The organism is Chlorogloea sp. CCALA 695, from assembly GCF_003003885.1.
Classification (GTDB): Bacteria; Cyanobacteriota; Cyanobacteriia; order Cyanobacteriales; family Chroococcidiopsidaceae; genus Aliterella.
On record NZ_PVWN01000028.1, the window covers coordinates 1 to 23357 of the forward strand.

The following is a 23357-nucleotide window of genomic DNA, read 5'->3' on the forward strand; positions in this document are numbered from 1 at the left end:
CCGGGTGAGGCAAAAGTTTCATGCCCGGATCTGTAGGAGAGGTGCGGGGTTGTAATAGCCCCCATCGACTCTAACTATTTGCAATGAGGGTTTTAATTGATACAAACATCAGTTTAGATTTTCAGCTAGAACGAGAGCCATTTTTGCAAGGAAAACTAGCAGAAAAACTCAGCAAACCCCCAAAGTTATCAACTCGTCCAACGGCGGACAAATTAGTTAAAAACGTACTATCAGGTCATCGCTGTGTAGGTCGTCGTCCTATACTTGCAGGTATTTCAACTTTATTGTGGTGAGAGAATGTTGGGGAATTGTGATATAAAGCTTGAAAGTGAGAGGTGATGTAAATGGACGGTGTAGTATTAGCTGTTAGCCGGAGTAAATCACACACTTTCACTAAGCTAAATCAAGAAAGCATCCAGCTTTTGACAAATCTTGGTGTTGAAGGCGATTCACATCTGGGTAAGACAGTTAAACATCGATCGCGTGTAGCCGTTGACCCCACCCAGCCCAATTTGCGTCAAGTCCATTTGATTCATTCGGAACTACATGATGAGTTGCAAGTGGCTGGTTTTGAGGTATCCGCCGGACAGATGGGTGAGAATATTACAACGCGCGGTATCAATCTGCTGAGTTTACCAACTGGCACAAAACTACATTTAGGCGACACCGCAATAGTAAAATTGACAGGTTTAAGAAATCCTTGCGCCCAGTTAGATCGATTTCAGTCAGGATTAATGGCGGCGGTGTTAGGGCGTGACGACCAAGGCAATCTTATTCGCAAAGCTGGAGTTATGGGCATTGTTGTATTGGGTGGTAAAGTAAACCCCGGTAACTCAATCTTTGTTGAACTACCTCCACAGCCGCACCAACCTCTAGATCGGGTTTGATGTAAATCACGCTTAAATTTTGGTGGTTTGAGTTGAGACCGTGCTAATAAAGCGTTTAATACATTTACTGAAACTATACTTTCTATTCAACACAGATTAAGCCGGAAATACTTGTCCCCAGGTTGAATATAAAAATACACCGACAACTGCGATCGCCAGCACTCCCTGAATCAAATTCCCAATTACCGAACCTACTACAATCCCAATACCCGCCTTTAAGGCTAATTTAAAATCGCGCTGAAACAGGTATTCGCCGATAATTGCCCCTAATAAGGGCCCGATTAAAATACCTAATAATGGGCCGCCAACAGGTAAAGCAGGCAACAAACCAAGGATACCGACAACTAAACCAACAATTGCGCCAATTTGCCCCCATTTACTAGCGCCAGCGCGTTTTGCTCCCCAGTAGGTAGCTAATAAATCAATCCCAATTCCCATAATTAAAACGGTGATCGCAACTATCAAAGGCAACCCAATACTACTAAACGATCCTTGTACCGCTCCCCAAATTAAAATAGCTACCAATATCAAGCTAGTACCAGGAATTGCCGGGACTACAGCCCCAATAATTCCTACAACCATTACCGCCACAAGCGACCAGTAGAGAGCTAACATAAAATTTCAACCTGTATCAGGTAAATGATTACTGAGAGTGACAGCGATTTTATCGGCAATACCACTAATCCAGTTCTCATCTTGCTTGGTATAGCTGCGCGGAGCATCTGCCCCTAGAATTAATACTCCGCGATCGCCAATGGGTTGCGCGATCGCCCCTTGAGTATTTTCGGGCAAATAATCAAACTCAATTTTTCCCGGATAAATGGTCAGATTCACTAAATAAACGGCTTTTTGTTTATCTAGCACTCTTTGCAAAATTGCCCCAGGTTTAACTTCTTTTTGCTTTCCTAAAATCCCGCGCCGCAACAGCACTTTACCTTGATAAAAAACTACGATTACTTTCGTAACAGTGTTAGTAAGCAACAAGTGCGATGCCCAAGCTAATTCGGTTTTTACTTCCTGGGGCAAATCGGGCGCAAGCTCAAAACCTTCTTCACCGATTAAATTTACCGCGTCAGGCGACCGCGCTGTAACTTGCTGCCACAATAAACCCGTCAAAACTAACACCGCACTCAAAATTACACCCAACGCATCCGCCCGTGATTGGGAAGTTGTAAGCTCTGGAGTCAATAAACGATTGATCAGCAGTAAAACCCCCGCGATCGCCCCTACTACAATCGGTAACCGCCGCAAAACTTGGTTTTGATCTGGTTTAGCCATAAATTGCTTCTACCTAATTATTCTTCTCCAGGCTCAATAATGCGTTGAAACAAGTACCCCGTACCCCTAGCCGTCAATATTAGTTCCGGATTGCTAGGATCGTCTTCTAACTTGGCGCGTAACCGAGAAATATGCACATCGACAACGCGAGTATCAACGTGTCTTTCGGGGGTGTAACCCCATACTTCTTGTAAAATTTCCGAGCGCGAAAAAGCTTCCCCAGAGCGGCTAACCAGTAGCTCTAATAAGCTAAACTCCATTCCTGTCAACCGAATCCGTTCATCGCCTTTGTAGACTTGCCGCTTATTGGTATCAATGCGTAAATTAGTAACCTGGATGACTCCAGAACTAGGAATTCCCGACATTCCCGTTTTATCTACTCTCCGCAGTACCGAGCGAATCCTTGCTTCTAATTCTTTAGGTGAAAACGGCTTAACTACATAGTCATCTGCGCCTAATTCTAACCCCGTAATGCGATCGGCTACATCTCCTAGGGCTGTTAGCATAATAATGGGTACGTCTGATTCTTTACGCAACTCTTGACAAACACCATAGCCATCAAGCTTAGGCATCATTACATCTAAAACTACTAAATTTGGTTCTGCTTTACGAAAAATCTCTAAAGCTTCCTCACCGTCGGCGGCGGTAACGACATCATACCCAATCATCGACAGCCGAGTTTCCAAAATGCGGCGAATACTTGCTTCGTCGTCTACTACAAGGATTTTTTCTTTATGATTTTCCAATTTTTTTAACTCTCCTGTAAGTGAAATCTAGCGATAGCGCAAGCGCGCACGCAGGGCTTCGTTAATTTTTAGTTCTGTTCCATTAAGATTATCACTTGATCTAATCCTTTTAAGAAGCCGGGAGTATTACTAATACTGGATTTGCAGCTTTCTTAAGATTTCCTTCATATAAATATTTCGTAAAATTAAAAAACACCGATGGCAAAACCCCGAACTTACTACGTTTGCAATGATTGCGGAGGCGATTCACCCCAATGGTTTGGCAAGTGTCCCCACTGTGGAACTTACAATTCTTTAGAGGAGCAAATAGAATCAAGTAGTTCTCTGCTTCCTAGTCGAGGCGCAGTCCAATCTGGGCGCAGTAATGGTAAATCAAATAAACCCGCTAAAGCGCGCGCCGCTTTAACTTTTGCTCAAATTACTCCCCGTGACGAGGAGCGTTGGCTTTCCGGCTACAGTGAGTTAGATCGAGTTTTAGGCGGGGGAATTGTACCGGGATCTTTGGTGCTAATTGGCGGCGATCCAGGGATTGGTAAATCTACTTTACTATTGCAAGTATCTAATCTTTTAGCTGAAAACTACCGCGTTCTCTACGTTTGTGGCGAAGAATCTGGGCAACAAGTCAAGCTACGAGCTTCTAGATTAGGGGTTTTTAACAAATTGCAATCTCTAGAGCAAGTTGCTGAAACAACTACCAATAAACGAGAGGGTGCGGATCTTTATGTGTTGCCAGAAACAGATTTAGAGGAAATTTTACGAGAATTAGAATCGCTAAAGCCAAATGTAGCGGTAATTGATAGTATTCAAACAATTTACTTACCTTCTATGACTTCTGCGCCGGGTTCGGTGGCGCAAGTACGCGAATGTACGGCGGCTTTAATGAAAGTAGCCAAGCGCGAAGATATAACGCTACTAATTGTCGGTCACGTAACCAAAGAAGGCGCGATCGCCGGGCCTAAAGTATTAGAGCATTTAGTCGATACGGTACTATATTTTGAAGGCGATCGCTTTGCTTCTCACCGCTTGCTGCGATCGGTCAAAAATCGCTTTGGCGCAACTCACGAAATTGGCGTATTTGAAATGGTCGAACAAGGACTAAGAGAAGTAGCTAACCCTTCAGAGTTGTTTTTAGGAACCCGCGATCAAAGTACCCCCGGAACTGCCCTTGTCGTCGCCTGTGAAGGCACTCGCCCCATTGTCGTAGAGTTGCAAGCTTTGGTAAGTCCTACTAGCTACAGTTCTCCCCGCCGCTCTACTACAGGAGTTGACTACAATCGACTATTGCAGATTTTGGCAGTTTTAGAAAAACGGGTAGGTATTCCCCTCTCAAAATTAGATACTTATGTAGCCTCAGCCGGGGGCTTAAATGTTGAAGAACCTGCGGTAGACTTGGGGATAGCGATCGCCGTTGTCGCAAGTTTCCGCGATCGCGTTGTCGATCCGCATACAGTATTAATGGGTGAAGTTGGTTTAGGCGGACAAATTCGCCCAGTTTCGCAAATGGAACTACGATTAAAAGAGGCAGCAAAACTTGGTTTTAAACGGGCGATCGTTCCCAACGGTCAAAACTACCCCGATATTAGCAGTTTAGAAATTATCCCCGTAGCCAAAGTCATTGATGCCATTATTGCCGCTATTCCACCGCAACACCTAGCAGAATTTGATTTACCTGACGAAGAAGACGAAACTTAAACAATTATCAACGGTCACTTGTTAATTGATACTATGATGCGCTCTCCCCAACTAAAATTACTACTTCCGCTAACGCTACTTGTCACTACAGTTGGTTGTTTTGCTCAAGAAGTAACAACTAATCCTAATTTGCCCTCTACAACACCACAAATAGCAATAGCTGCACCCGTCAAAGCTGTCAAATCTGCCAAATCTGCCTCTGCTTTTGTAGATAGTATTTGTGTTAACACTCACTGGAGTTATGACGACACTCCTTACGGTCAAAAATACAATGCCGTTAAGCAAAAATTAATTGCTCTTGGTGTTCGTCATGTCCGCGACGGGGGTACAAGTAAAGATGTAATTGCCAAAATGAAAGAATTAGGACGTTTAGGCATTAAGACTACTTACATCATGAATCCCGATAGTGGAATTACGGCTAATTCCTCGTACTGGGCTAAAGCTCCTGCATATAACATCGCCGATTTTGTCAAAAATAAAGTCGGGACTAATGCCATTGATGCGGTAGAAATTACTAATGAAATCGATCTTAACTACCAAAAGTTGTCTTGGCGCAAAGGTGACACGGAAAAACTCAGCGACGATTCTAAATCCCCCTTATACTGGGTTTCCTACATTCAAAGCTTAACTACAGATACCTACAAAGCTTTGAAGAGCGATCGCTCTATTGCTCAAGTTAAAGTCATTGGGCCATCTTTAGGGCGTACCTACGATTATGGCAATAAGTCGCCTTTAAAAGATTTAAGTGCTGTTGTCGATTGGGGAAATTTTCATCCCTACTCCTCTGGTGGCAATCCCTTTAACAATCCATTTAAGTACAACACAATTGAAAAATACTACTGGCAAGGCAACTTTCCTTCGGTAAATATCAACAAAAATCCATATGCTTTTGATGTTTACGCTCCCCCTTTTAAAGGTAGACCAATGGTTGCAACCGAAACAGGCTATTTTACTACCAAAGGTAAAAGAGGTATTTCTGAAAAGGTACACGGTAAATATATGCCACGTTTGTTTCTAGAATACTTCCGTCAAGGTATTCCCCGCACTTGCTCTTATGAATTCCTAGATGAGTGGAATCAGCCTAAAAATTCTGAAGCTAACTACGGACTATTACGCAACAACTTAAGTCCAAAACCCGCCTATACTGCTTTAAAAAATCTAATTAGCGTCCTAAAAGATCCCGCAGGAGGTAAAATTATTCCCAAAGTGTTAAACTACAATCTTTCAATTAAAGCACCACCCGGCTACGATAGAACCGAGTACGTACACGATCTTTTATTACAAAAGCGTGATGGCAATTTTTACTTAGTGTTATGGCACGAAATTTCTAATGGCGATGTCAGTACCACCCCAGTAAGAGAAATTAATCCGCCACCTATGCCTACCAAAGTAAACTTATCTAGCCCAATTCGTAGTGCTACCATTTACACGTTAGATAATGCAGGCAATTTGTCAAATAAAGCTGCCTCGATTAAAAACAATAAAATTAGCCTCAACGTTACGGATAAAGCAACAATTATCAAGCTTGTACCGCGTAAATAATTGGGAATATAGCTTGATTTCAGGCAATCTTTAACCTATAACCTCTAATTTACTTCTTTAGATAGAGGAATTAACGATGAGCTATACACTGTTTCAGCGTGAACAACATTTGGAGCAAACGGAAATTTGATTAGTATACCTTAATACATAAGAAAGGTTAAGAACAGGTTAAAAAATTAGTATAAAGTTGATATCACTGTTACATTGAAAGGCGCTCAGGTAATTTGGTCTTCTCAAGCCCGATTTATCTCTTTGTAATCATTGCATTCTCATTTAAAAAATATATGATTTAAAAAATCAGGAGCAACAGTGGATAATAAAACAAATTTTCTCTATCCGCGCGGTCGTTACTACGGTCAAGTTAAGCCTGAAAACTTAGTTTTTAATGCAAATTTACAAGAATTTGCCCAAAGAGTAAGCTACATATGCAACTTGGAGACGGCAGGTAAACTTTCTCCTGAAGAATCTTATGAGAAAATTCGCGTACTGTGGAAGCAACTTAAACGCTCCAAACAACAGCTAGGAATTGGTAATAAACCTTTTGAAGGTGACAATAATAATGGTGATTGAAAAATAATCGTAGATGGACTTCGTGCGATCGCAAGGCGGAGAAATAACGTCAAAGTCTAAAGAGTCTATCAGTTACGACTTGCAATAGCATCAGTCCTAAGAATAAGCCATACATCGACTTCTAACTTTTTCATAGTAAGCAACTAACTGACTCGTAGCGGCAGCCCATCCCCAGCGCTCGGCTTCTAGGCGCGCGTTTCGGCGGATAGTCTCCCGTTCTTGGGCTTGACCTAGTAATCGCTCGGTAGCGACAATAGCTCCCTCATCTCCTGTTTGCGGGTCGAATAAAAACCCATTTACCCCCGATGTGACAATATCCGGGATTCCCCCCGAACTAGCTGCTACTACAGGACATCCCGCCGCCATAGCTTCAAGTAATACCAATCCTAGGGTTTCAGTGCGGGAAGGAAAGATAAAAGCATCCGCCGAAGCAAAAGCCGAACCTAAGTCTCTCCCGGTGAGATAACCTACAAAGTGTGTAGGAGTACCCGCAAAATGCTGTTCTAACGCGGCACGATTGGGCCCATCGCCTACTAACGCTAAACGCGCATTAGGGATAGCTTCAAGGACGGGTTTAATCCGCTCAATTTCCTTTTCTGCCGACAGCCGCCCAACGTACAATAGTAAGGGATGTTGGGGAAAACCTTGGCTAAGGTGCGATCGCATTTCATCGGTGGCAAGTTCAGGATGAAATAACTCTGTATCTACACCCTTTTGCCACAAATCTACTCTTTCAATGCCATGAGCGGTTAATTCTGACACCATTGCTGTCGAAGTACACAAGTTTAGCTGTGCCTGATTGTGAGCAGATTTGAGCAACTCCCACAACAAGCCCTCCAGCATTCCTAAGTTGTAATGATGCAGGTATTGCGGTAAATGAGTATGGTAAGAAGCCACCAACGGAATTTTTAACGACTTGCCATAATACAACCCAGCCAAGCCTAAAACGGCGGGGTTTACCACATGAATAATATCAGGTTTAAACTCCTCTAGAGCATGACCAATCGCAGGTCTAGGCAACGCCATTTTTAGTTCTGGGTACATAGGCAAAGGAAAACCCGTCACACCATACACTCTAGCCCCTTTATACTCTGTTATGCCGCCATCGGGAGCAAAAACAATTACTTCATTACCACTGCGCTGCAAATGCTCTACAGTATGGCGCAGCCGCGTTACAATCCCATCAACTTTAGGCAAAAACGTTTCAGTAAATAAAGCAATTCGCATACAAAAAACTGTTAATTACAGGCAGGATTTGAGGCTAGTTCCAGCTTGATAGTAGTATCAAGATTGAGAACAGGGTAAACCGTTTCTAGTGGTGCGATCAATTGGGTATAGTCACGAATATTTTGGTGTTGCTGCTAGACAAAATCAGAGCTATCTTCAATCTCATGCGCTTAAGGCTAAATTCGCCGCCAAAATAACTTTGGATGGCGGCAAACTTACCAATTGCTGAACGATACGCTTGATAAACGACAATAGAGGACTCGTCAAACTGCGCCAAAATATGATTGCCTACTTTTGGCAATTTATCAACTTGCCTCAAGTAAGGTTCTGTAATCAGCCTCATGTCAACGCCAAGATACCTTGGGAAGTATTTGGTTTTTGTCTACTCGATGTTGGTATTTAACAGCAAAATTGAGCAGAGAATCGAGCAACGAATCTGATAATAAGTGCGGTTGCAAGCCTAGATTGAGCAAATTAGTGTTTTTGGCATTGAAGTAATGCTCTTCTTTCTCAACTCTGGGATTATCTATATTGTCAATTTGTACTTTTAATCCCATTGCCGATCCGGCTTTGGCTACCATATTCGCTAAATCGCCTATGCTAAATAGCTCGGTAAATTGGTTAAATACTCTAAACTCACCGCGCTCGGCTGGAGATGCGATCGCAAGTTCTACGCACCTAACTGTATCGCGGATATCTAAAAATCCCCGCGTCTGTCCGCCTTTGCCATATACCGTCAATGGGTGCGAAGTCGCCGCTTGAATACAAAATCTATTTAACGCCGTCCCAAATACGCCATCGTAATCTAAACGGTTAATTAATATCTCATCCATCCCGGTTTCTTCCGTCAACACCCCATAAACTATGCCTTGGTTCAAATCAGTAGCCCGTAAGCCCCAAATTCGACAAGCGAAGTGGATATTGTGGCTATCGTGGACTTTGCTTAAGTGATACATCGAGCCTGGTTGTTTTGGATACGGTAGCGTATCCTTGCGCCCATTGTGTTCGATGGTAATATAGCCTTCTTCAATATCTATATTTGGCGTACCATACTCGCCCATTGTCCCCAGCTTAACTAAGTGGCAATCGGGGAAGCTTTCGCGCATGGCATATAACAAGTTCAGAGTCCCGACAACGTTATTTACTTGCGTCAAAACTGCGTGTTCGCGGTCAATCATCGAAAAAGGCGCAGAACGTTGTTCGCCAAAATGAACGATCGCTTCTGGCTCAAATTGATGCAGCGACTTATCTAAAAACTCGTAATTATTTATATCGCCAATAAATAAATCAATAGATTTACCTGTCAAGTCCCGCCAACGCTCAATTCTTTGTCCAATTGATGCTATGGGCGTTAAAGTATCTGCCCCTAACTGTAAATCCCAATGCCGCCGCACCAAACTATCTAATATGCCAACTTCATAACCCCGACTCGATAGATATAGGGCGGTTGCCCAGCCGCAATAGCCATCACCACCAATAATTAGGACTTTCATCTTAACCAATGCTTACTCGCTTAATACTCGCTAAATTTATCAGGTTTAGGACACCCATAACCTATTTGAGCGTATTTATCAGGTTCTCAATCAATTATTGCGATTTGTAACAATATTACTGTCATAACAGCATACCGTCTTGACAATTTAATTAGAGGTAAGTAAGGTGATAAACATACCCGGGTAACAAGACTGAAAAACGACATATGCAAGCCAAGCAAAAGGTAACATTTTACCTAACTCCAGAAATACATAGAAGGCTCAAAATCAGATCGGCTATTGACTCTGAGCCAATGTCCGAACTAGCCGAAAAAGCAATTGGTTTTTATCTAACTCATCCAGAAATGGTAGAGGAAGTAGAAACAATTCACGGTCGTACTCATCAGCTATACGCTTGCCCAGAGTGTGCCACTACTGTAGTAGTCAAAGATGGTGAAATGGTAGCCATAGGTAGCCAGAGCGGAGTATTAGAAGAACAATTGACCGTAGCTCAAGTAACACCCGGCGCGGCGGCAGGTCAAGAAGAATTAGTACCTTGTTTGAAGTGAATTAAAGCAACAGTGCTGCAATAATTTTCTCTAACTATCCAAATTGTTTTTATTCGGTTCCAAGTAGGTTGACGGTCATGCAAGAAGAGCTAAACATTCTCATCCAAGCTCAATACCCCTTAATCTACCTTGTGACATCCGAGGAAGAACGGGCAGAGAGCGCGATTTCTACCATCGCCCAAACAAGACCACCACGTCGTATATACCTTTGGACAGTAACTCACGGCATTGTCGAATACGGTCAACCCCGGAATGTTACCCAACATAACACCGTATCGCCAGAGGCTGCTATTGAGTGGGCGATCAGACAAAAGGAGCCAGGAATATTTATATTTAAGGATTTACACCCTTTTATAGATTCCCCGGCAACAACGCGGTGGTTAAGAGATGCGATCGCCAGCTTCAAAGGAACGCAAAAAACAATTATCTTGATGTCTCCAGTACAGCAAGTACCTATTGAGCTAGAAAAAGAAGTTGTAGTTATCGACTTCCCCTTGCCAGACATGACAGAATTAAACCAAGTTTTGTCTAAGCAACTAGAGCAAACTAAGTCACGAAAAATTACGACCGAAGCTAGAGAAAAGTTACTAAAAGCTGCACTGGGATTAACCAAGGATGAGGCTGAGAAAGTTTATCGTAAAGCTCAAGTTACTAAAGGCAGCTTGACCGAAAACGAAGTAGACATTGTACTGTCAGAGAAAAAACAGTTAATTCGCCGCAACGGGATTTTAGAATACATTGAAGAAGACGAAACCCTAGAAGCTGTTGGTGGATTAGACGAACTTAAGCACTGGCTAAAACAACGCTCTAATGCCTTTACGGAAAGAGCTAGAGAGTATGGCTTGCCTCAGCCTAAAGGAATGTTAATTTTAGGCGTACCAGGCTGCGGTAAATCGTTAATTGCCAAAACTACCTCTCGTCTGTGGGGCTTGCCTTTACTAAGACTAGACATGGGTAGAGTCTACGATGGCTCGATGGTGGGAAGAAGTGAAGCAAATTTGCGAAACGCCTTAAAAACTGCTGAATCGATTTCTCCAGCAATTTTATTCATCGATGAATTAGACAAAGCGTTTGCTGGAAATACGGGTTCGGGTGATTCGGACGGCGGTACATCAAGTAGAATATTTGGTTCTTTCCTTACCTGGATGCAGGAGAAAACGTCTCCCGTCTTTGTCATGGCAACCGCCAACCGCGTCGAACGCTTGCCTGGGGAATTTTTACGCAAAGGACGCTTTGACGAGCTATTCTTTGTAGATTTGCCCACCGCCGACGAGCGTAAAGAAATATTCAACATTCACTTGCTCAAACGCAAGCGAGATATTACTCGCTTTGATTTAGAGCAATTGGCAAAAGTTGCTGATGGGTTTTCCGGTGCAGAAATTGAGCAAGCATTAGTTGCGGCTATGTACGAAGCCTTTGCTCAAGATCGGGAATTTACTCAATTAGATATTATTGCGGCTATTAAGTCCACGCTGCCTCTGTCCAAAACCATGACAGAACAAGTCACCGCCTTAAGAGATTGGGCAAGACAGCGTGCTAGACCTGCTGCAACCTCCGTAGCTGAGTATCAGCGTATGGAGTTTTAAAAGCTTTCTCCTGCTACCACAGGGGGAAAGGCTGGCAATTGCCAGCAGTTGACAAAAAAGTCGCCTTGGTTATCCCGTTTCAAACAGCGCGACGAAACCTGACCAAAACTGTTGTCGTTTTAATTCAGATTTCCTAGGAGGAAACCCAAATGTCCCATTTTAGCACTCTACGCACCAAAATCGCTGATGCCGAAATCCTCAAGGCTTCCTTACGCGACTTAGGCATCAACACCAAGACCGAAGCTGACGTTCGCGGCTACAACGGTCAAAGAGTTCGTGCTGACCTAGTTGCAGTATTAGAAGGCGAATACGATTTAGGCTGGTCACGCAACAGCGATGGTTCTTTTGACCTAATTGCTGACCTATGGGGCGTTGCTAAAAAGCACAACCAAACTGAGTTAATCAACTCTATCAACCAAAAGTACGCTGTTAACAAGACCTTATCAGAAGTCAAGCAACGCGGTTTACAAAATGCTAACGTCCAGCTAGTTGTAAACAAGTAATTTGACTTTCAGCGCGTTTCAAAACTTAGAGGGTTAACCTATTTTTGTTAGGTTAACCCTTTTTTTATATTACAGCTTTCAGTTTTTGAGCCGCTTCGTTTAGTTGTTCAGTGCTGGCTTTAACTTGAGTAATGCCACTCTCTCTGGCGCTTAAATTAAGCGAGTTCATGGCGGTAACTACTTGCTGCACAGCTAAAGCTTGTTGTTGAGCGCTGAGGGCAATTTGTTGACTATTGAGAAACACATTATTAATAGAGTCAGCATATTAGTTTGATTAGCTAAGTCGCCAACTAAACTTGAAATGCCACTAATTTGATTTGTCTGTTCGCTTAAACAGATAATTGCTTGGGCGATCGCTTCCACCTTATCTTTAAGTGTAGACATTCCCCGGATGGTTTGATTGACAGCTTTAGTGCCTTTTTCGGCTAATACTAATACTTGACGCGCGTTAGCCGCCGAAGCAGTGGCTTGTTCAACAGATTGGTGAGAAGACGCACCTAATTCTTCGATTGTAGTTGTAGTTGGATTTACAGAAATTGCTTGTCTGGCGATCGCCCGTTCTTGTTGTACAGTGGTAGCAATTTCATGAGAACTTGGAGAAATTATTCGCCCTGTACTATTGAGTGCTTGGTCATAGCGCCTCATAGTCTGCAATACACTTATCCAAGCAAGTAGTAAGATAACTAAAGTGATTAACAGCAGTGCGATCGCCACAAATGCCTGCGGAGATTTTAATTAAACGATAGATGATGTTTACTCCTGACACTATCTAGGTTCCCAATATTTAACACTAACTAACGCGCGTTTCAAGCTATTTTAGTTAAAGTTTTTCTTGATTATTTCTGTTGACGAGAAAAGGCAAGAATATCAAGTTCGCGGTTTAAGCTCAAAACATTAACACCTGGTTCGCCAAAAATGCCTAAAAATCTGCCTTGAGTATGTTTAACAATCAAAGGAGCGATATCTTCAGTAGATAAGTTTCGAGCGGTGGCGACTTTTTCTAACTGCGCGATCGCACTTGCTACACTAATATGCGGATCTAAGCTAGAACCAGAAGTATAAACTAAGTCGGCAGTAGGTGGTTGCACATTGATTTCTTGCAACCTGTCAACTTCTGCTTGAATGCGTTTAAGTAAGTCAGGGTTGCTAGGCGCAAGGTTACTCGCACTCGATAAGCCTGTAGGCGTGGCTTCTTTTCCTTGGCTGTAATTGCTGGTACTGGGACGACTTGAAAAATATGGCTCTGTAGTAAAAGCTTGACCAATTAAAGCCGAACCGATTAATTTTCCTTCTAAGTTTGGCACTAAACTACCATTAGCTTGGTAAGGAAACACTACTTGTGCGATCGCCAAAACTAGGATTGGATAAATAATTGCTGTTAGTACCCATAATACTAAAGTCATCCGAATTGCTTTAGTAGTTTCGCCAATTACTGACATAAGCTAGAAACGCTCCGGTTGAAAGACGACAACAAATAAATACACCACAAGTCCAAACGTTAGCAAACCTAGTAAACCCAAAGCGTAAGCATGGCGGCGCTCTAACGAGCCATTGGCGGCGGCGTAAACGGCAGGAGCAACAACCAAATTTAAACACAATAGTAAAAAGGCGTATAGGGGCAATTTCTGCCTGCGCCACTCAATTCCACTCAATAGATTAATGTTTTCCATGTTTTTGTAGTTTAAGCTAAACCAATTCCAGTAATTACCCAATCAATTACCTTAACTGCTATAAATGGCGCAATCACGCCACCTAAGCCATAAATTAAGATATTTCTTTGCAACAACTGATTAGCGGTCAAGGGTCGAAATTTTACCCCAGTTAACGCTAAAGGAATTAGCGCCGGAATAATCAAAGCGTTGTAGATCAAGGCTGACAATACGGCGGAATTTGTGCTAGTCAAGCGCATGATATTAAGACTATCTAGCCGCGCCGAGGTAAAGATGACCGGAATAATGGCAAAGTATTTGGCAATATCGTTAGCAATCGAAAAAGTCGTCAAAGCACCACGAGTAATTAGTAATTGCTTACCAATTGCCACAATATCAATTAATTTTGTGGGATCGGAGTCTAAATCGACCATATTTGCCGCTTCTTTGGCGGCTTGGGTTCCCGTATTCATGGCTACGCCGACATTTGCCTGCGCTAAAGCTGGAGCGTCATTAGTGCCATCTCCAGTCATTGCTACTAACTTACCTTGTGCCTGTTCTTGTTTGATAACTTCGATTTTGTCTTCGGGGGTAGCTTCCGCGATAAAGTCATCAACTCCCGCCTCCGCCGCAATTACTGAAGCTGTAATTCGGTTATCTCCTGTCAACATGACGCTGCGGACACCCATGCGCCGCAATTGATCGAAACGTTCGCGGATACCAGGCTTAATAATATCCTTCAAATAAATTACCCCGTAAACATCGTTATTTAGAGCTACAGCTAAAGGCGTACCACCTAAATTAGAAACTTTTTCGTAAGCAGTATCGAGATCGGGTGTCAAAGTACCGCTACGCGAACGCACAAAGCCTTTAACCGCATCTACTGCGCCTTTTCTCGTCTCTCTCCCATCGGGCAAATTTGTACCGCTCATCCGGGTTTTAGCGGAAAACTCTAACCCTTCGGCGGCATTACGATCAAAATCGACAGTTGCCCCTAATTTCTCGGCTAAACGCACAATCGATTTACCTTCTGGGGTTTCATCAAAAATACTAGCTGCCAGCGCCACTTTAGCAATATCATCCATTGAGTGCCCGTTGACAGGGATAAATTCTTCAGCTAGGCGGTTTCCTAGGGTAATTGTGCCAGTTTTGTCTAAAACCAAGGTATTCACGTCGCCGCAAGCTTCTACCGCCCTACCAGAGGTAGCAATGACGTTAAATTGAGCGACTCTATCCATCCCAGCAATGCCGATCGCACTTAGCAAGCCGCCGATAGTAGTGGGAATTAATGCCACAAGTAAAGCAATCAAAACAGTAATGCTAACTGGGCTACCTACATAATTTGCGATCGCGCTTAAAGTTGCAACTACAAACAAAAATACCAGCGTCAGCACGGCTAGTAATACCGTTAAAGCGATTTCATTAGGGGTTTTTGAACGTTCCGCGCCTTCGACTAAAGCAATCATGCGATCAATAAAGCCTTTCCCCGGATCGGACGTAATGCGAATAGTTAATTCATCCGACAATATCCGCGTTCCCCCAGTCACCGAACTAGCTACGTCCGATCCTGGTTCTTTGAGTACGGGGGCAGATTCGCCAGTAATTGCTGATTCATCTACCGATGCTACTCCGGCGATAACTTCGCCATCGGCGGGAATAATATCGCCAGCAATAACTTTTACCATATCCTCTCGATGCAGGGTAGTAGAAGATACTTCTTGCAACGAACCATCTGGTAATAGCTTACGGGCGATCGTGTCTGATTTGGTTGATCGCAACGCATCAGCTTGAGCTTTTCCGCGCCCTTCGGCTACCGCTTCCGCAAAGTTGGCAAATACTACAGTAAAGAACAAAATCAGCGCAATTAAACCGTTAAACAGCCGTAAATTGTCGCCTCTAACGGGCCCAAACAAATACGGGTCGATAGTCAGTAAAGCAACAATAATCGTGCCTATCCAAACCAAAAACATTACAGGGTTTTTGATTGATTGCTTAGGATTTAACTTGACAAAAGCCTCTTTTATGGCTCTTGTATAAATTCCCTTGGTGTTGGCTTTAGGCTTGTTTCGGCGCGACGAACCAGAGGCACTAGGTTGAGGATTTGCATCCATTATGGGTAATGGGTAATAGGTAATAGGTAATTCTTGAAGTCTAGTAGATATTTCTACTGCTGACTTGCAATACTAAAAGCTTCAGCAATTGGCCCTAAAGCTAAGACTGGAAAAAATGTTAATACACCCAAAACTAAAATTATTCCGGCTGTAACGGTTGTAAATAAAAACGTATCGGTTCTTAATGTTCCAGAAGTTTCGGGTACAGGTTGTTTTTGCCTCATACTGTCAGCTAACAGCAAAATAGCAATAATCGGCACATAACGCCCTGCTAGTAAGCTTACAAGCGTGCTGAGATTCCACCATATAGTCGCGTCTCCCAACCCTTCAAAACCCGAACCATTATTAGCGGCGGCGGAGGTGTATTCGTACACTACTTGCGCCAACCCGTGAAATCCAGGGTTGCTAATTCCTGACAAAGCATCGGCAAAGCCAAGGGTAATAGCGCTAGGAATTAAAACTACAATCGGGTGAACCAGTAACACTACACTAGCAAGGACAATTTCTCGCTGTTCTACTTTGCGCCCCAAAAATTCTGGGGTACGCCCTACCATTAATCCGGTGACAAATACCGATAAAATTAGGTAAATAAACAAGTACGCTGTTCCGGTTCCCTGTCCGCCCCACACAATTTGTAGGAACATATTGAGCAAGGTAGAAAAGCCTCCGTTGGGCATTAAAGAATCGTGCATTCCATTGACTGCACCGCACATAGTTCCTGTGGTAGCAACAGCCCATAAAGCAGTTTGCGCCCAGCCAAACCTAACTTCTTTACCTTCTAAGTTTGGCTGCGGTGAATCTAAAAGGGCATTTATTAAGGGGTTTCCTTGAAATTCTCCTACGGCGGTGAGGAAAGTTAAAAAGGTAAAAATTATAAATACCATCCCAAATAACAACCAAGCTTGTTTGAGATTGCCAGCAATTATGCCATAGGTAAAAATCAAGGCGGCGGGAATACATATCATCCCCAGAGTTTCTAATAAATTAGTCGCTGGATTGGGATTTTCAAACGGATGGGCGGAGTTGATGGCAAAAAAACCGCCGCCATTTTCCCCTAATTGTTTAATTGCTTCAAAATGAGCTACGGGCCCTCTAGCAATAGTTTGAGTTGCACCTTCTAAAGTCGTAACGGTTGCTGGGGCGGCTAGGGTTTCTGGTACGCCTAAAATTACTAGCAATATTGCCCCCACAAAAGATAGTGGTAGTAATATGCGCGTAATAGATATAGTTAAGTCAACGTAGAAGTTACCTAATGGTCTACCAGTCAAGCCTTTGATAAAAGCAATCCCCACTGCTAAACCTGTCGCCGCCGAGGTAAACATTAAAAATCCCAGCCCTAACATTTGACTGAGATAACTTAAGGTTGTTTCGCCGGAGTAATGTTGCTGGTCGGTATTGGTTAAAAAAGAAATAGTTGTATGTAACGATAAATGCCAAACTGGGGCAGTTAAGTCTGTAGGATTTAAGGGCAAGAACGCTTGAGTGCTAAGGAGCAAAAATACTATTATGCCCATGACTAGGTTGCTATATAGTATCGCTCTGGCGTACTGCCAGCCTGTCATATCATCTTTTGCCTGTACGCCTCCTAATTTGTAAAGGATACTTTCTACAGGATTCATTAACGGGTCAAGAATGGTTCTTTGACCTAAAAACAAACGAGCTATGTATCTGCCAAGAGGATAGGCGATCGCTATGATGAGTAATAGCGTCAAAGCAATTTGAAAAATTCCTTGCAACATTGATGAAAGTTACTTTCCATTTGATTAATTTGGATGTGCTAGTTCATGCCCTTAGCTACATCATCAAGATTATGCGTTAAAACGTGCGTGCGATCGCTATCGAAAGCTAACAAGCTAATCGTTTCTTTATTAACCCTAAATAAGGGAACAAAACTTACTTGATACCAATTGCTTATACTTAGGATAATCCGGCTTTTACGGATGTTTATTACTCTCCTGTTTGGGCTGCTAGTTGCTGATACTTATCAATTTTCTGTACCATCGCAGAATACCGCACCAGATTTCTGCTATGTCAACCAATTATATCTACTCAATGTTTTTTTATCAGTGAGCTTTGCATCTATCTCTAGATAGATAATGTTATACTATTATTTTTGCTTTAAAAATTAACAGTAATTACTATGTTTCAAAAAAGTCTTAGTCAAAAATACATTCTAAAAATCCTTAGATTTATAAGTTAATTCGTATACAGCGTACTAAAAATAATGGTGGAATACATAAAAAAAATTTTCTTGTGTATTCCATCGGAAGAGTATTCTGTCGGCGGATTTTATGCTTTAGTAATATAATTAAGATTTTACACAAAAAAGTATTTAACAAACGGTAAAAGCAAGTTGTTGAGCTTAATCGTTAGCTTAGAAAAATAAACTAAAACCTATTACTTTGTGAAGATTGGGTTTTTAGAGATGCAATTATTTATTTTATTAAAAATTTTTAGAGTTGTTAGTAACCAAGCTAGATTTATAAATTATGCAAATGTTTATGACAGTAAGAGCAAAGCGATCGCTAAAAGCATCACCCCAAGGTATTAACCTTGCTAAAAATGCTGTTTTAGCTTTTCCCACCAAAGTCGACTTAGCAGCAGATTTAGAAATCTCTCGTGCTACATTGCAAAAGTTTTTTGCTGGCAAACCTGTAGGTAGAGAGAACTTTCATCATATCTGTCAAAAACTACAATTGCCTTGGCTTGATGTCGCTCAGTTAGACGAAGACAACATCGACAAACCATCAGCAGCAAGCCAAGACAACATTGATACTTTAGTAGAAGAAGTAAGAAGCAAAGGCTATGCGAGTATGCAGCAAAAATGCGGCATAATGCGCGTGCTAGATATGTCGCACCCAATAGATTTAGATGATATCTATACCAACGTCAATGTTTTAGAAAAAATTATTGGGAGACGGCGTTTAGGGGTTGCAGACTTACTTAAAGTATGCGTTGCTGATGATTTCAATCGTCCCGGCTTAGGGCAAATTATTCAAAACCGAGTACCAGGATTACAAGCACTAACAAATTATCCGAAACTTATTGTTTTGGGTAAGCCAGGAGCGGGCAAAACCACTTTTTTAAAACATTTGGCGAGTCAATGCAATTCCGGCAAGCTAGAAATTAATAAAGTGCCAATTTTTATTACTCTCAAAGACTTTGCTGAGAGTGAAAGTTGCCTGCACTTATTAGAATATGTGTCAGAGCAAATCATTAGTTATGGTATCAATAATACTGAAGCTACAGAACAAATATTAAGCCAAGGCAGGGGCTTAATATTGTTAGATGGGCTTGATGAGGTTCGGGAAACAGATTGCCACCGAGTCTTACAAGAAGTCCACACTTTTAGTGAAAGATTTCACAAGAATTACTTTGTTATTACTTGTCGAATTGCTACTCATGAATACACTTTAGAGCAATTTACTGAAGTAGAAATTGCTGACTTTGACGAACAGCAAATAACGAGCTTTGCCCGAAAATGGTTTACAGAGAAAGACCCTGTTAAAAGCTCCAGTTTTATAGAAAAACTCAAAAACAAACCCCCTATTCTGGAAATAGCAACTAATCCTTTATTATTAACTATGCTATGTTTGATGTTTGAAGAAATAGCTGACTTTCCTGCTAATAGTTCCGAGCTTTATCAAGAAGGTTTGCACTTACTATTACGGAAATGGGATGCGAAAAGAAATATTGAGCGAGCGCAAATATACAAAAAATTATCTTTACAGCATAAAGTAGATTTACTTAGTCAAATTGCTTTATTAACCTTTAAGCGGGGCGATTATTTTTTCAAGCAAAATGAATTAGAACAACACATAGCTAATTATATTTGCAATTTACCTAATGCTAGTACCAAAATTGAGGTATTGCAATTAGATAGTGAGGCAGTGGTCAAATCAATTGAAGCTCAACACGGACTATTGGTGGAAAGAGCGCGGGGAATTTATTCCTTTTCTCACTTGAGTTTCCAAGAGTATTTTACTGCCAAAGAAATTGTTTCAAGTTCCGATCCGCAAGTGTTAGAAACAACCTTACGGGAATTAGTCAGCAACCTTACTGAAAAACGTTGGCGAGAAGTGTTTTTGTTAACGGTAGGAATGTTAAGAAATGCCGATTATTTGCTTTTAATGATGAAAGAGAAAGTTGATTTTTTGATTGCAAATAATAAAAAACTGCAAAGTTTTCTTATTTGGCTAGATAAAAAATCTCGTGAGGTAGCTTCCAAGCATAAATTGAACAATATTAGAGCTTTTTACTTAGATTTGGATGTTGCTAGAAAACAAAACTCCGTTGGTAGTACGCTCGATTTAGCAAGAATGTTAGATGCTAGTTTTACACAAAAACTTTGCGCTGATTTAGCCCTGGATCTTGCTTTAGATCGAACTTTAACACTTAAATACATTCTTGAATTTGCCAGCCAGCCTTTACAGGTATTTAAAAATGTATTAGCAAGGACTAAAGAGCGATCGCAGAACGTTGATAGTAAGCTAAAACAGGCTATAAATCAGCTAGAGAATGAAATTCCTTGTTTGGATAACGACGAAAAGTTTAAACAATGGTGGGAAGTAAACAATTATGACTGGACGGAAAAATTAAGAGCGTTAATCATTTCCTATCGGGATTTTGGTTACGAATGGGACTTTAGTCATCAAGAATGGGACGACCTAAAACAATACTATGAAGCAAACCAATTATTAGTCAGTTGTCTTCATGCCAATAGCTATATGAGTCGACCAGTGCGTCAAAAAATAGAAGATACTTTACTTTTGCCAATTACGGAAATTAACAAGTAAAACCTTAAATTTTTTGTGGAGAACTTTTAGCTAACATTTGTTTAATAGTTTGAAGTAATTCATGTTCGTTATACGGCTTAGAAAAATAAGCTGTAGCTCCTAGTTGCATAGCTAATTGCCGATCTTTTGACCCACTGCGGGAAGTAAGCATAGCTATAGGTAATTGATTAAACTTAGAGTTAGATTTCACCCGTCCTAAAAAGCCGTATCCATCTAAACGGGGCATATCAACATCACAAATTACAGCTTTAATTGGTAAAGCCGTTAAAAGCTTTTCTAAAGCTTCTTCTCCATCAATAGCCTGCTCTACTCGATAACCAGCTTTTTCTAAAGTTAAAGACAAAAAACGCCGGACATTAATAGAATCATCTACTACCAAAATTGTATCTTTTTGACCTTCTACTTCCAAGTTAACAACTTTTTGGGGGGAATCTTCAAGCGCTAAATCGCTGCTATCAATCCAGTCGAGCAATGCGGGAACATCTACTAGCGGTGCAACTCTCCCATCACCTAGAACCGCGCAGCTACTAAAACCTGGCGGCATAGCTATTCCCGGTTCTACTTGACGAATTACAACTTCTTGTTCGCCAATTGAACGATTTACCAATAGTCCTAACCAAGCGTTGTTATGCTCAATTGTTAATACTGTTGGTTTATGCAGTGGTGTTTGCTCGAACTTTTGACGCGATTTTAACCATTTATCTAGTCGGATTAGAGGGGCAATATATCCTGACCAGCTAATAGCTTCCTTACCAGCAATTTGGCAAAATTGGTCAGGATTGGGCAGCAGCATTTCTCTAACAGAGTCGCAAAGAAACGCTAATAACATCCCATTACTTTCAACTAAAACTACTTTGGCAACGGATAAAGTTAAGGGAACGCTGAGGGTAAAAGTTGTACCGACTCCTAACTGAGTATCAACTTTAATATCACCGCCAATTTGTCTTAAATTGGTGCGAACAATATCCATTCCTACACCTCTGCCAGACAAAGTTGTTACTTGACTTGCTGTGCTAAATCCTGGGTCAAAAATTAGACTTAAAAGCTCCTCGCTACTTTGGGGATTTAGCCCTAATTGTTGAGCTTTAGAGCGGATTTGCTCTAAATTAATTCCCCCACCATCATCTTTAACAGTAATTATAATTTGGTTGCTTTGGGAAACTGCTTTAATTTCAATTACCCCCACTGCTTTTTTACCCAAACTAGAGCGAATTTCTGGCTTTTCTATCCCATGATCGAAAGCATTGCGTAGCAGGTGCATCAAAGGATTATTTAAAACTTCTAAAATACTGCGATCAATAAGAGTTTGGTCGCCGCTAATTTTGAACTCAACATTTTTGCCGTATTCTGAAGCAAGTTCGCGAATAAACCGAGGAAATCTAGAAACTAGATCGGCAAAAGGACGCATTCGGACTTTCGTTAAGCTAGTTTGCAATTGTTTGGCAACCCGATTTAGTTCGCTGACACTGCGATCAGCCTCTTCCAAAGTCAGGTCAATATCATTAGTAACTTCTTGCAATCGCACAAGATCTTGAACCATCGCTTGAGGCAAAAAATATCGATTACTTTGGTCAGTAATATTTCCTTGGCTAACCAATAAATTGCTATCTAAGTTTTGCATTGTCCGTACTCGCGATTTGAGCAAGCTACTCAAACTACGGAGCCTTTCTGTATACACATTGACGCTATTACGCGCAATAGTTAGCTCTCCAAACCAGTCATTAAGGCGATCGAGTAGTTTGATTGGTACTCGCACCGTGCTGTCTAAATATTCTTGATCATCCTTAGTTGCAGCTAATCCTGATAGGCTAATACTTTTCGGTTCGGTAACAGCAACTTTTTCTCCCTCCAGAAATGGGACTAATTCGCCTTCTAACTGAGGAAGCTCAAATGTTGGTAAGAGAAAATCGAGCAATGGAGAGTCTTCTTGACTGTCAGGGGCGGTAATTAGACTGTTTGAGAGGGTACTAAGTTCGCCACAGCATATAGTTGCTTGGGTTGTCCGCCAAGCTTGCAAAGCTGATTTAGCAATTTCTAGAGTGCGATCGCTGTTTGTTTCTAATTGTTGCACCACCGACTCGCATAAGCTAGTAAAGGCTTGTAGCTGTAACATTTCCCCCAATCCACCCAATTCTTGAGCCATAAGTGTTACTTCAGCTTGTAACTCAATAGCTGAAGGATTGGCGGCTAGCAGCGATTCTAAACGCTGCAAATATTCTTCTACTTCGGTTTCAAAAATCAACCCTGCCATAGCTTGCCCGTCTTCAGGCATCAAGGCTATAGAATCGTCAGAGGATTGAGCGTCACCAAGTAAGGTTTGTAATTGTGCAAAAGCCTGATTAGCTGTTTCTAAACATTGCTTGTCGTTGGAGTCGCCACGAAAGTTTAATTTTACTACTTGACTCAAACAATCAACCCCAACTAGCAAGAGCTTTTCTACTTCTTGATTTATCAAACTTGGCCCTGATTTTAAAATTTTAAAAAAATCTTCAAGGCGATGAGCTAAACTGCTTAAAATCTGGAATCCCATCATGGCAGCACCGCCCTTAATAGAGTGAGCGGCTCGTAATATCGCATCGATTTGGTGACTGCTATTATTACTTGCTAATTGTGACAGCGCCGATTCAATATTTCTAATATATTCTTCAGCTTCTTCTAAAAATTGCTGTCTAATTTCTGCTTCTTTGTCTTGAGACATGGCATTATTTTTATATATATTCTAAAATCAA

Annotated in this window: 23 protein-coding genes; 9 read left to right on the forward strand and 14 right to left on the reverse strand. The window is 41.6% G+C overall.

The features are described 5' to 3' along the window. The first annotated feature begins 83 nt into the window (after positions 1 to 83). Together C7B70_RS14750 and C7B70_RS14755 are read left to right on the forward strand one after the other, a co-directional pair. Entirely contained in the window at positions 84 to 293 is a 210-nt protein-coding gene (locus C7B70_RS14750) for a hypothetical protein (protein ID WP_106369787.1), read from the forward strand. Between the two features lie 51 nt (positions 294 to 344). Then, positions 345 to 887, forward strand: a complete 543-nt coding sequence (locus tag C7B70_RS14755; RefSeq protein WP_106369788.1) for an MOSC domain-containing protein — start codon at positions 345 to 347, stop codon at positions 885 to 887. A 96-nt stretch (positions 888 to 983) separates the two neighbouring features. On the opposite strand, the gene C7B70_RS14760 is transcribed toward C7B70_RS14755, so the two are convergent. Genes C7B70_RS14760 through rpaB form a run of 3 tightly spaced genes read right to left on the reverse strand, consistent with a single transcriptional unit; the run spans position 984 to position 2911 of the window. After that, positions 984 to 1502 carry a DUF456 domain-containing protein gene (locus C7B70_RS14760; RefSeq protein WP_106369789.1) on the reverse strand — a complete coding sequence of 173 codons (519 nt, stop codon included), beginning with the start codon at positions 1500 to 1502 and terminating at the stop codon, positions 984 to 986. A gap of 6 nt (positions 1503 to 1508) precedes the next feature. After that, positions 1509 to 2165: a cofactor assembly of complex C subunit B gene (locus tag C7B70_RS14765; RefSeq protein ID WP_106369790.1), complete on the reverse strand. Its 657-nt coding sequence runs from the start codon at positions 2163 to 2165 to the stop codon at positions 1509 to 1511. Between the two features lie 17 nt (positions 2166 to 2182). Beyond that, positions 2183 to 2911 carry a response regulator transcription factor RpaB gene (gene rpaB / locus C7B70_RS14770; RefSeq protein WP_106369791.1) on the reverse strand — a complete coding sequence of 243 codons (729 nt, stop codon included), beginning with the start codon at positions 2909 to 2911 and terminating at the stop codon, positions 2183 to 2185. 198 nt (positions 2912 to 3109) lie between these two features. Between rpaB and radA the strand changes: the two genes are divergently transcribed. From radA to C7B70_RS14785, 3 genes are all read left to right on the forward strand, one after another. Continuing rightward, positions 3110 to 4603: a DNA repair protein RadA gene (gene radA, locus C7B70_RS14775; RefSeq protein WP_106369792.1), complete on the forward strand. Its 1494-nt coding sequence runs from the start codon at positions 3110 to 3112 to the stop codon at positions 4601 to 4603. Positions 4604 to 4636: 33 nt separating this feature from the next. Beyond that, the gene (locus C7B70_RS14780; RefSeq protein ID WP_199192280.1) at positions 4637 to 6145 is read left to right on the forward strand and encodes a hypothetical protein; all 1509 of its coding nucleotides are present in this window, start codon (positions 4637 to 4639) and stop codon (positions 6143 to 6145) included. A 309-nt stretch (positions 6146 to 6454) separates the two neighbouring features. Next, positions 6455 to 6715 (forward strand): hypothetical protein, encoded by a 261-nt coding sequence (locus C7B70_RS14785; protein WP_106369793.1) that lies wholly within the window; start codon positions 6455 to 6457, stop codon positions 6713 to 6715. Positions 6716 to 6811: 96 nt separating this feature from the next. Here the strand turns inward: C7B70_RS14785 and C7B70_RS14790 are convergent, their stop codons facing one another. The 3 genes from C7B70_RS14790 to C7B70_RS14800 all read right to left on the reverse strand — a co-directional run bounded on the left by C7B70_RS14790 (position 6812) and on the right by C7B70_RS14800 (position 9435). Then, positions 6812 to 7942 (reverse strand): glycosyltransferase family 1 protein, encoded by a 1131-nt coding sequence (locus C7B70_RS14790; RefSeq protein ID WP_106369794.1) that lies wholly within the window; start codon positions 7940 to 7942, stop codon positions 6812 to 6814. 97 nt (positions 7943 to 8039) lie between these two features. After that, a complete protein-coding gene (locus tag C7B70_RS14795; protein ID WP_106369795.1) occupies positions 8040 to 8285 on the reverse strand; it encodes a DUF4291 family protein in 246 nt (81 codons plus the stop codon). Position 8286: 1 nt separating this feature from the next. Further along, positions 8287 to 9435 carry an NAD-dependent epimerase/dehydratase family protein gene (locus C7B70_RS14800; protein ID WP_106369796.1) on the reverse strand — a complete coding sequence of 383 codons (1149 nt, stop codon included), beginning with the start codon at positions 9433 to 9435 and terminating at the stop codon, positions 8287 to 8289. Between the two features lie 206 nt (positions 9436 to 9641). On the opposite strand from C7B70_RS14800, the gene C7B70_RS14805 reads away from it, so the two are divergent. From C7B70_RS14805 to C7B70_RS14815, 3 genes are all read left to right on the forward strand, one after another. Further along, entirely contained in the window at positions 9642 to 9983 is a 342-nt protein-coding gene (locus C7B70_RS14805) for a hypothetical protein (RefSeq protein WP_106369797.1), read from the forward strand. A gap of 77 nt (positions 9984 to 10060) precedes the next feature. Further along, entirely contained in the window at positions 10061 to 11569 is a 1509-nt protein-coding gene (locus C7B70_RS14810; RefSeq protein WP_106369798.1) for an AAA family ATPase, read from the forward strand. Positions 11570 to 11718: 149 nt separating this feature from the next. Continuing rightward, positions 11719 to 12072, forward strand: a complete 354-nt coding sequence (locus tag C7B70_RS14815; protein WP_106369799.1) for a DUF1257 domain-containing protein — start codon at positions 11719 to 11721, stop codon at positions 12070 to 12072. A 64-nt stretch (positions 12073 to 12136) separates the two neighbouring features. On the opposite strand, the gene C7B70_RS27810 is transcribed toward C7B70_RS14815, so the two are convergent. The 7 genes from C7B70_RS27810 to kdpA all read right to left on the reverse strand — a co-directional run bounded on the left by C7B70_RS27810 (position 12137) and on the right by kdpA (position 17571). Continuing rightward, positions 12137 to 12316 carry a hypothetical protein gene (locus C7B70_RS27810; RefSeq protein ID WP_233220946.1) on the reverse strand — a complete coding sequence of 60 codons (180 nt, stop codon included), beginning with the start codon at positions 12314 to 12316 and terminating at the stop codon, positions 12137 to 12139. Continuing rightward, positions 12265 to 12717 carry a hypothetical protein gene (locus tag C7B70_RS14820; RefSeq protein WP_199192281.1) on the reverse strand — a complete coding sequence of 151 codons (453 nt, stop codon included), beginning with the start codon at positions 12715 to 12717 and terminating at the stop codon, positions 12265 to 12267. The genes C7B70_RS27810 and C7B70_RS14820 overlap by 52 nt, the downstream gene beginning before the upstream one ends. Then, complete coding sequence (locus C7B70_RS28380) at positions 12704 to 12838, reverse strand: hypothetical protein (protein ID WP_255409341.1); 135 nt, start codon at positions 12836 to 12838, stop codon at positions 12704 to 12706. Before C7B70_RS28380 ends, C7B70_RS14820 begins: the two co-directional genes overlap by 14 nt. Positions 12839 to 12908: 70 nt before the next feature. Then, positions 12909 to 13511: a K(+)-transporting ATPase subunit C gene (gene kdpC / locus C7B70_RS14825; RefSeq protein WP_106369800.1), complete on the reverse strand. Its 603-nt coding sequence runs from the start codon at positions 13509 to 13511 to the stop codon at positions 12909 to 12911. Positions 13512 to 13514: 3 nt separating this feature from the next. Next, complete coding sequence (gene kdpF, locus C7B70_RS14830) at positions 13515 to 13742, reverse strand: K(+)-transporting ATPase subunit F (RefSeq protein WP_106369829.1); 228 nt, start codon at positions 13740 to 13742, stop codon at positions 13515 to 13517. 11 nt (positions 13743 to 13753) lie between these two features. Continuing rightward, positions 13754 to 15832: a potassium-transporting ATPase subunit KdpB gene (gene kdpB / locus C7B70_RS14835; RefSeq protein WP_106369801.1), complete on the reverse strand. Its 2079-nt coding sequence runs from the start codon at positions 15830 to 15832 to the stop codon at positions 13754 to 13756. 53 nt (positions 15833 to 15885) lie between these two features. Then, entirely contained in the window at positions 15886 to 17571 is a 1686-nt protein-coding gene (gene kdpA / locus C7B70_RS14840) for a potassium-transporting ATPase subunit KdpA (protein ID WP_106369802.1), read from the reverse strand. Positions 17572 to 18333: 762 nt separating this feature from the next. On the opposite strand from kdpA, the gene C7B70_RS14845 reads away from it, so the two are divergent. After that, the gene (locus tag C7B70_RS14845) at positions 18334 to 20628 is read left to right on the forward strand and encodes an NACHT domain-containing NTPase (protein ID WP_106369803.1); all 2295 of its coding nucleotides are present in this window, start codon (positions 18334 to 18336) and stop codon (positions 20626 to 20628) included. Positions 20629 to 20632: 4 nt separating this feature from the next. Here the strand turns inward: C7B70_RS14845 and C7B70_RS14850 are convergent, their stop codons facing one another. Beyond that, complete coding sequence (locus C7B70_RS14850; RefSeq protein ID WP_106369804.1) at positions 20633 to 23326, reverse strand: hybrid sensor histidine kinase/response regulator; 2694 nt, start codon at positions 23324 to 23326, stop codon at positions 20633 to 20635. Positions 23327 to 23357: the final 31 nt, after the last annotated feature.

Bases quoted from the DNA above. Each gene is read 5' to 3' on its own strand.
- C7B70_RS14810 (WP_106369798.1), top strand. From the start codon at position 10,061: ATGCAAGAAGAGCTAAACATTCTCATCCAAGCTCAATACCCCTTAATC.
- C7B70_RS14780 (WP_199192280.1), top strand. From the start codon at position 4,637: ATGATGCGCTCTCCCCAACTAAAATTACTACTTCCGCTAACGCTACTT.
- C7B70_RS14760 (WP_106369789.1), bottom strand. From the start codon at position 1,502: ATGTTAGCTCTCTACTGGTCGCTTGTGGCGGTAATGGTTGTAGGAATT.
- C7B70_RS14845 (WP_106369803.1), top strand. From the start codon at position 18,334: ATGACAGTAAGAGCAAAGCGATCGCTAAAAGCATCACCCCAAGGTATT.
- C7B70_RS14820 (WP_199192281.1), bottom strand. From the start codon at position 12,717: ATGAGGCGCTATGACCAAGCACTCAATAGTACAGGGCGAATAATTTCT.
- C7B70_RS14795 (WP_106369795.1), bottom strand. From the start codon at position 8,285: ATGAGGCTGATTACAGAACCTTACTTGAGGCAAGTTGATAAATTGCCA.
- C7B70_RS14850 (WP_106369804.1), bottom strand. From the start codon at position 23,326: ATGTCTCAAGACAAAGAAGCAGAAATTAGACAGCAATTTTTAGAAGAA.
- C7B70_RS14805 (WP_106369797.1), top strand. From the start codon at position 9,642: ATGCAAGCCAAGCAAAAGGTAACATTTTACCTAACTCCAGAAATACAT.
- C7B70_RS14800 (WP_106369796.1), bottom strand. From the start codon at position 9,435: ATGAAAGTCCTAATTATTGGTGGTGATGGCTATTGCGGCTGGGCAACC.
- radA (WP_106369792.1), top strand. From the start codon at position 3,110: ATGGCAAAACCCCGAACTTACTACGTTTGCAATGATTGCGGAGGCGAT.
- C7B70_RS14765 (WP_106369790.1), bottom strand. From the start codon at position 2,165: ATGGCTAAACCAGATCAAAACCAAGTTTTGCGGCGGTTACCGATTGTA.
- kdpB (WP_106369801.1), bottom strand. From the start codon at position 15,832: ATGGATGCAAATCCTCAACCTAGTGCCTCTGGTTCGTCGCGCCGAAAC.
- kdpA (WP_106369802.1), bottom strand. From the start codon at position 17,571: ATGTTGCAAGGAATTTTTCAAATTGCTTTGACGCTATTACTCATCATA.
- C7B70_RS14790 (WP_106369794.1), bottom strand. From the start codon at position 7,942: ATGCGAATTGCTTTATTTACTGAAACGTTTTTGCCTAAAGTTGATGGG.
- C7B70_RS14815 (WP_106369799.1), top strand. From the start codon at position 11,719: ATGTCCCATTTTAGCACTCTACGCACCAAAATCGCTGATGCCGAAATC.
- C7B70_RS14755 (WP_106369788.1), top strand. From the start codon at position 345: ATGGACGGTGTAGTATTAGCTGTTAGCCGGAGTAAATCACACACTTTC.
- kdpC (WP_106369800.1), bottom strand. From the start codon at position 13,511: ATGTCAGTAATTGGCGAAACTACTAAAGCAATTCGGATGACTTTAGTA.
- C7B70_RS14750 (WP_106369787.1), top strand. From the start codon at position 84: ATGAGGGTTTTAATTGATACAAACATCAGTTTAGATTTTCAGCTAGAA.
- kdpF (WP_106369829.1), bottom strand. From the start codon at position 13,742: ATGGAAAACATTAATCTATTGAGTGGAATTGAGTGGCGCAGGCAGAAA.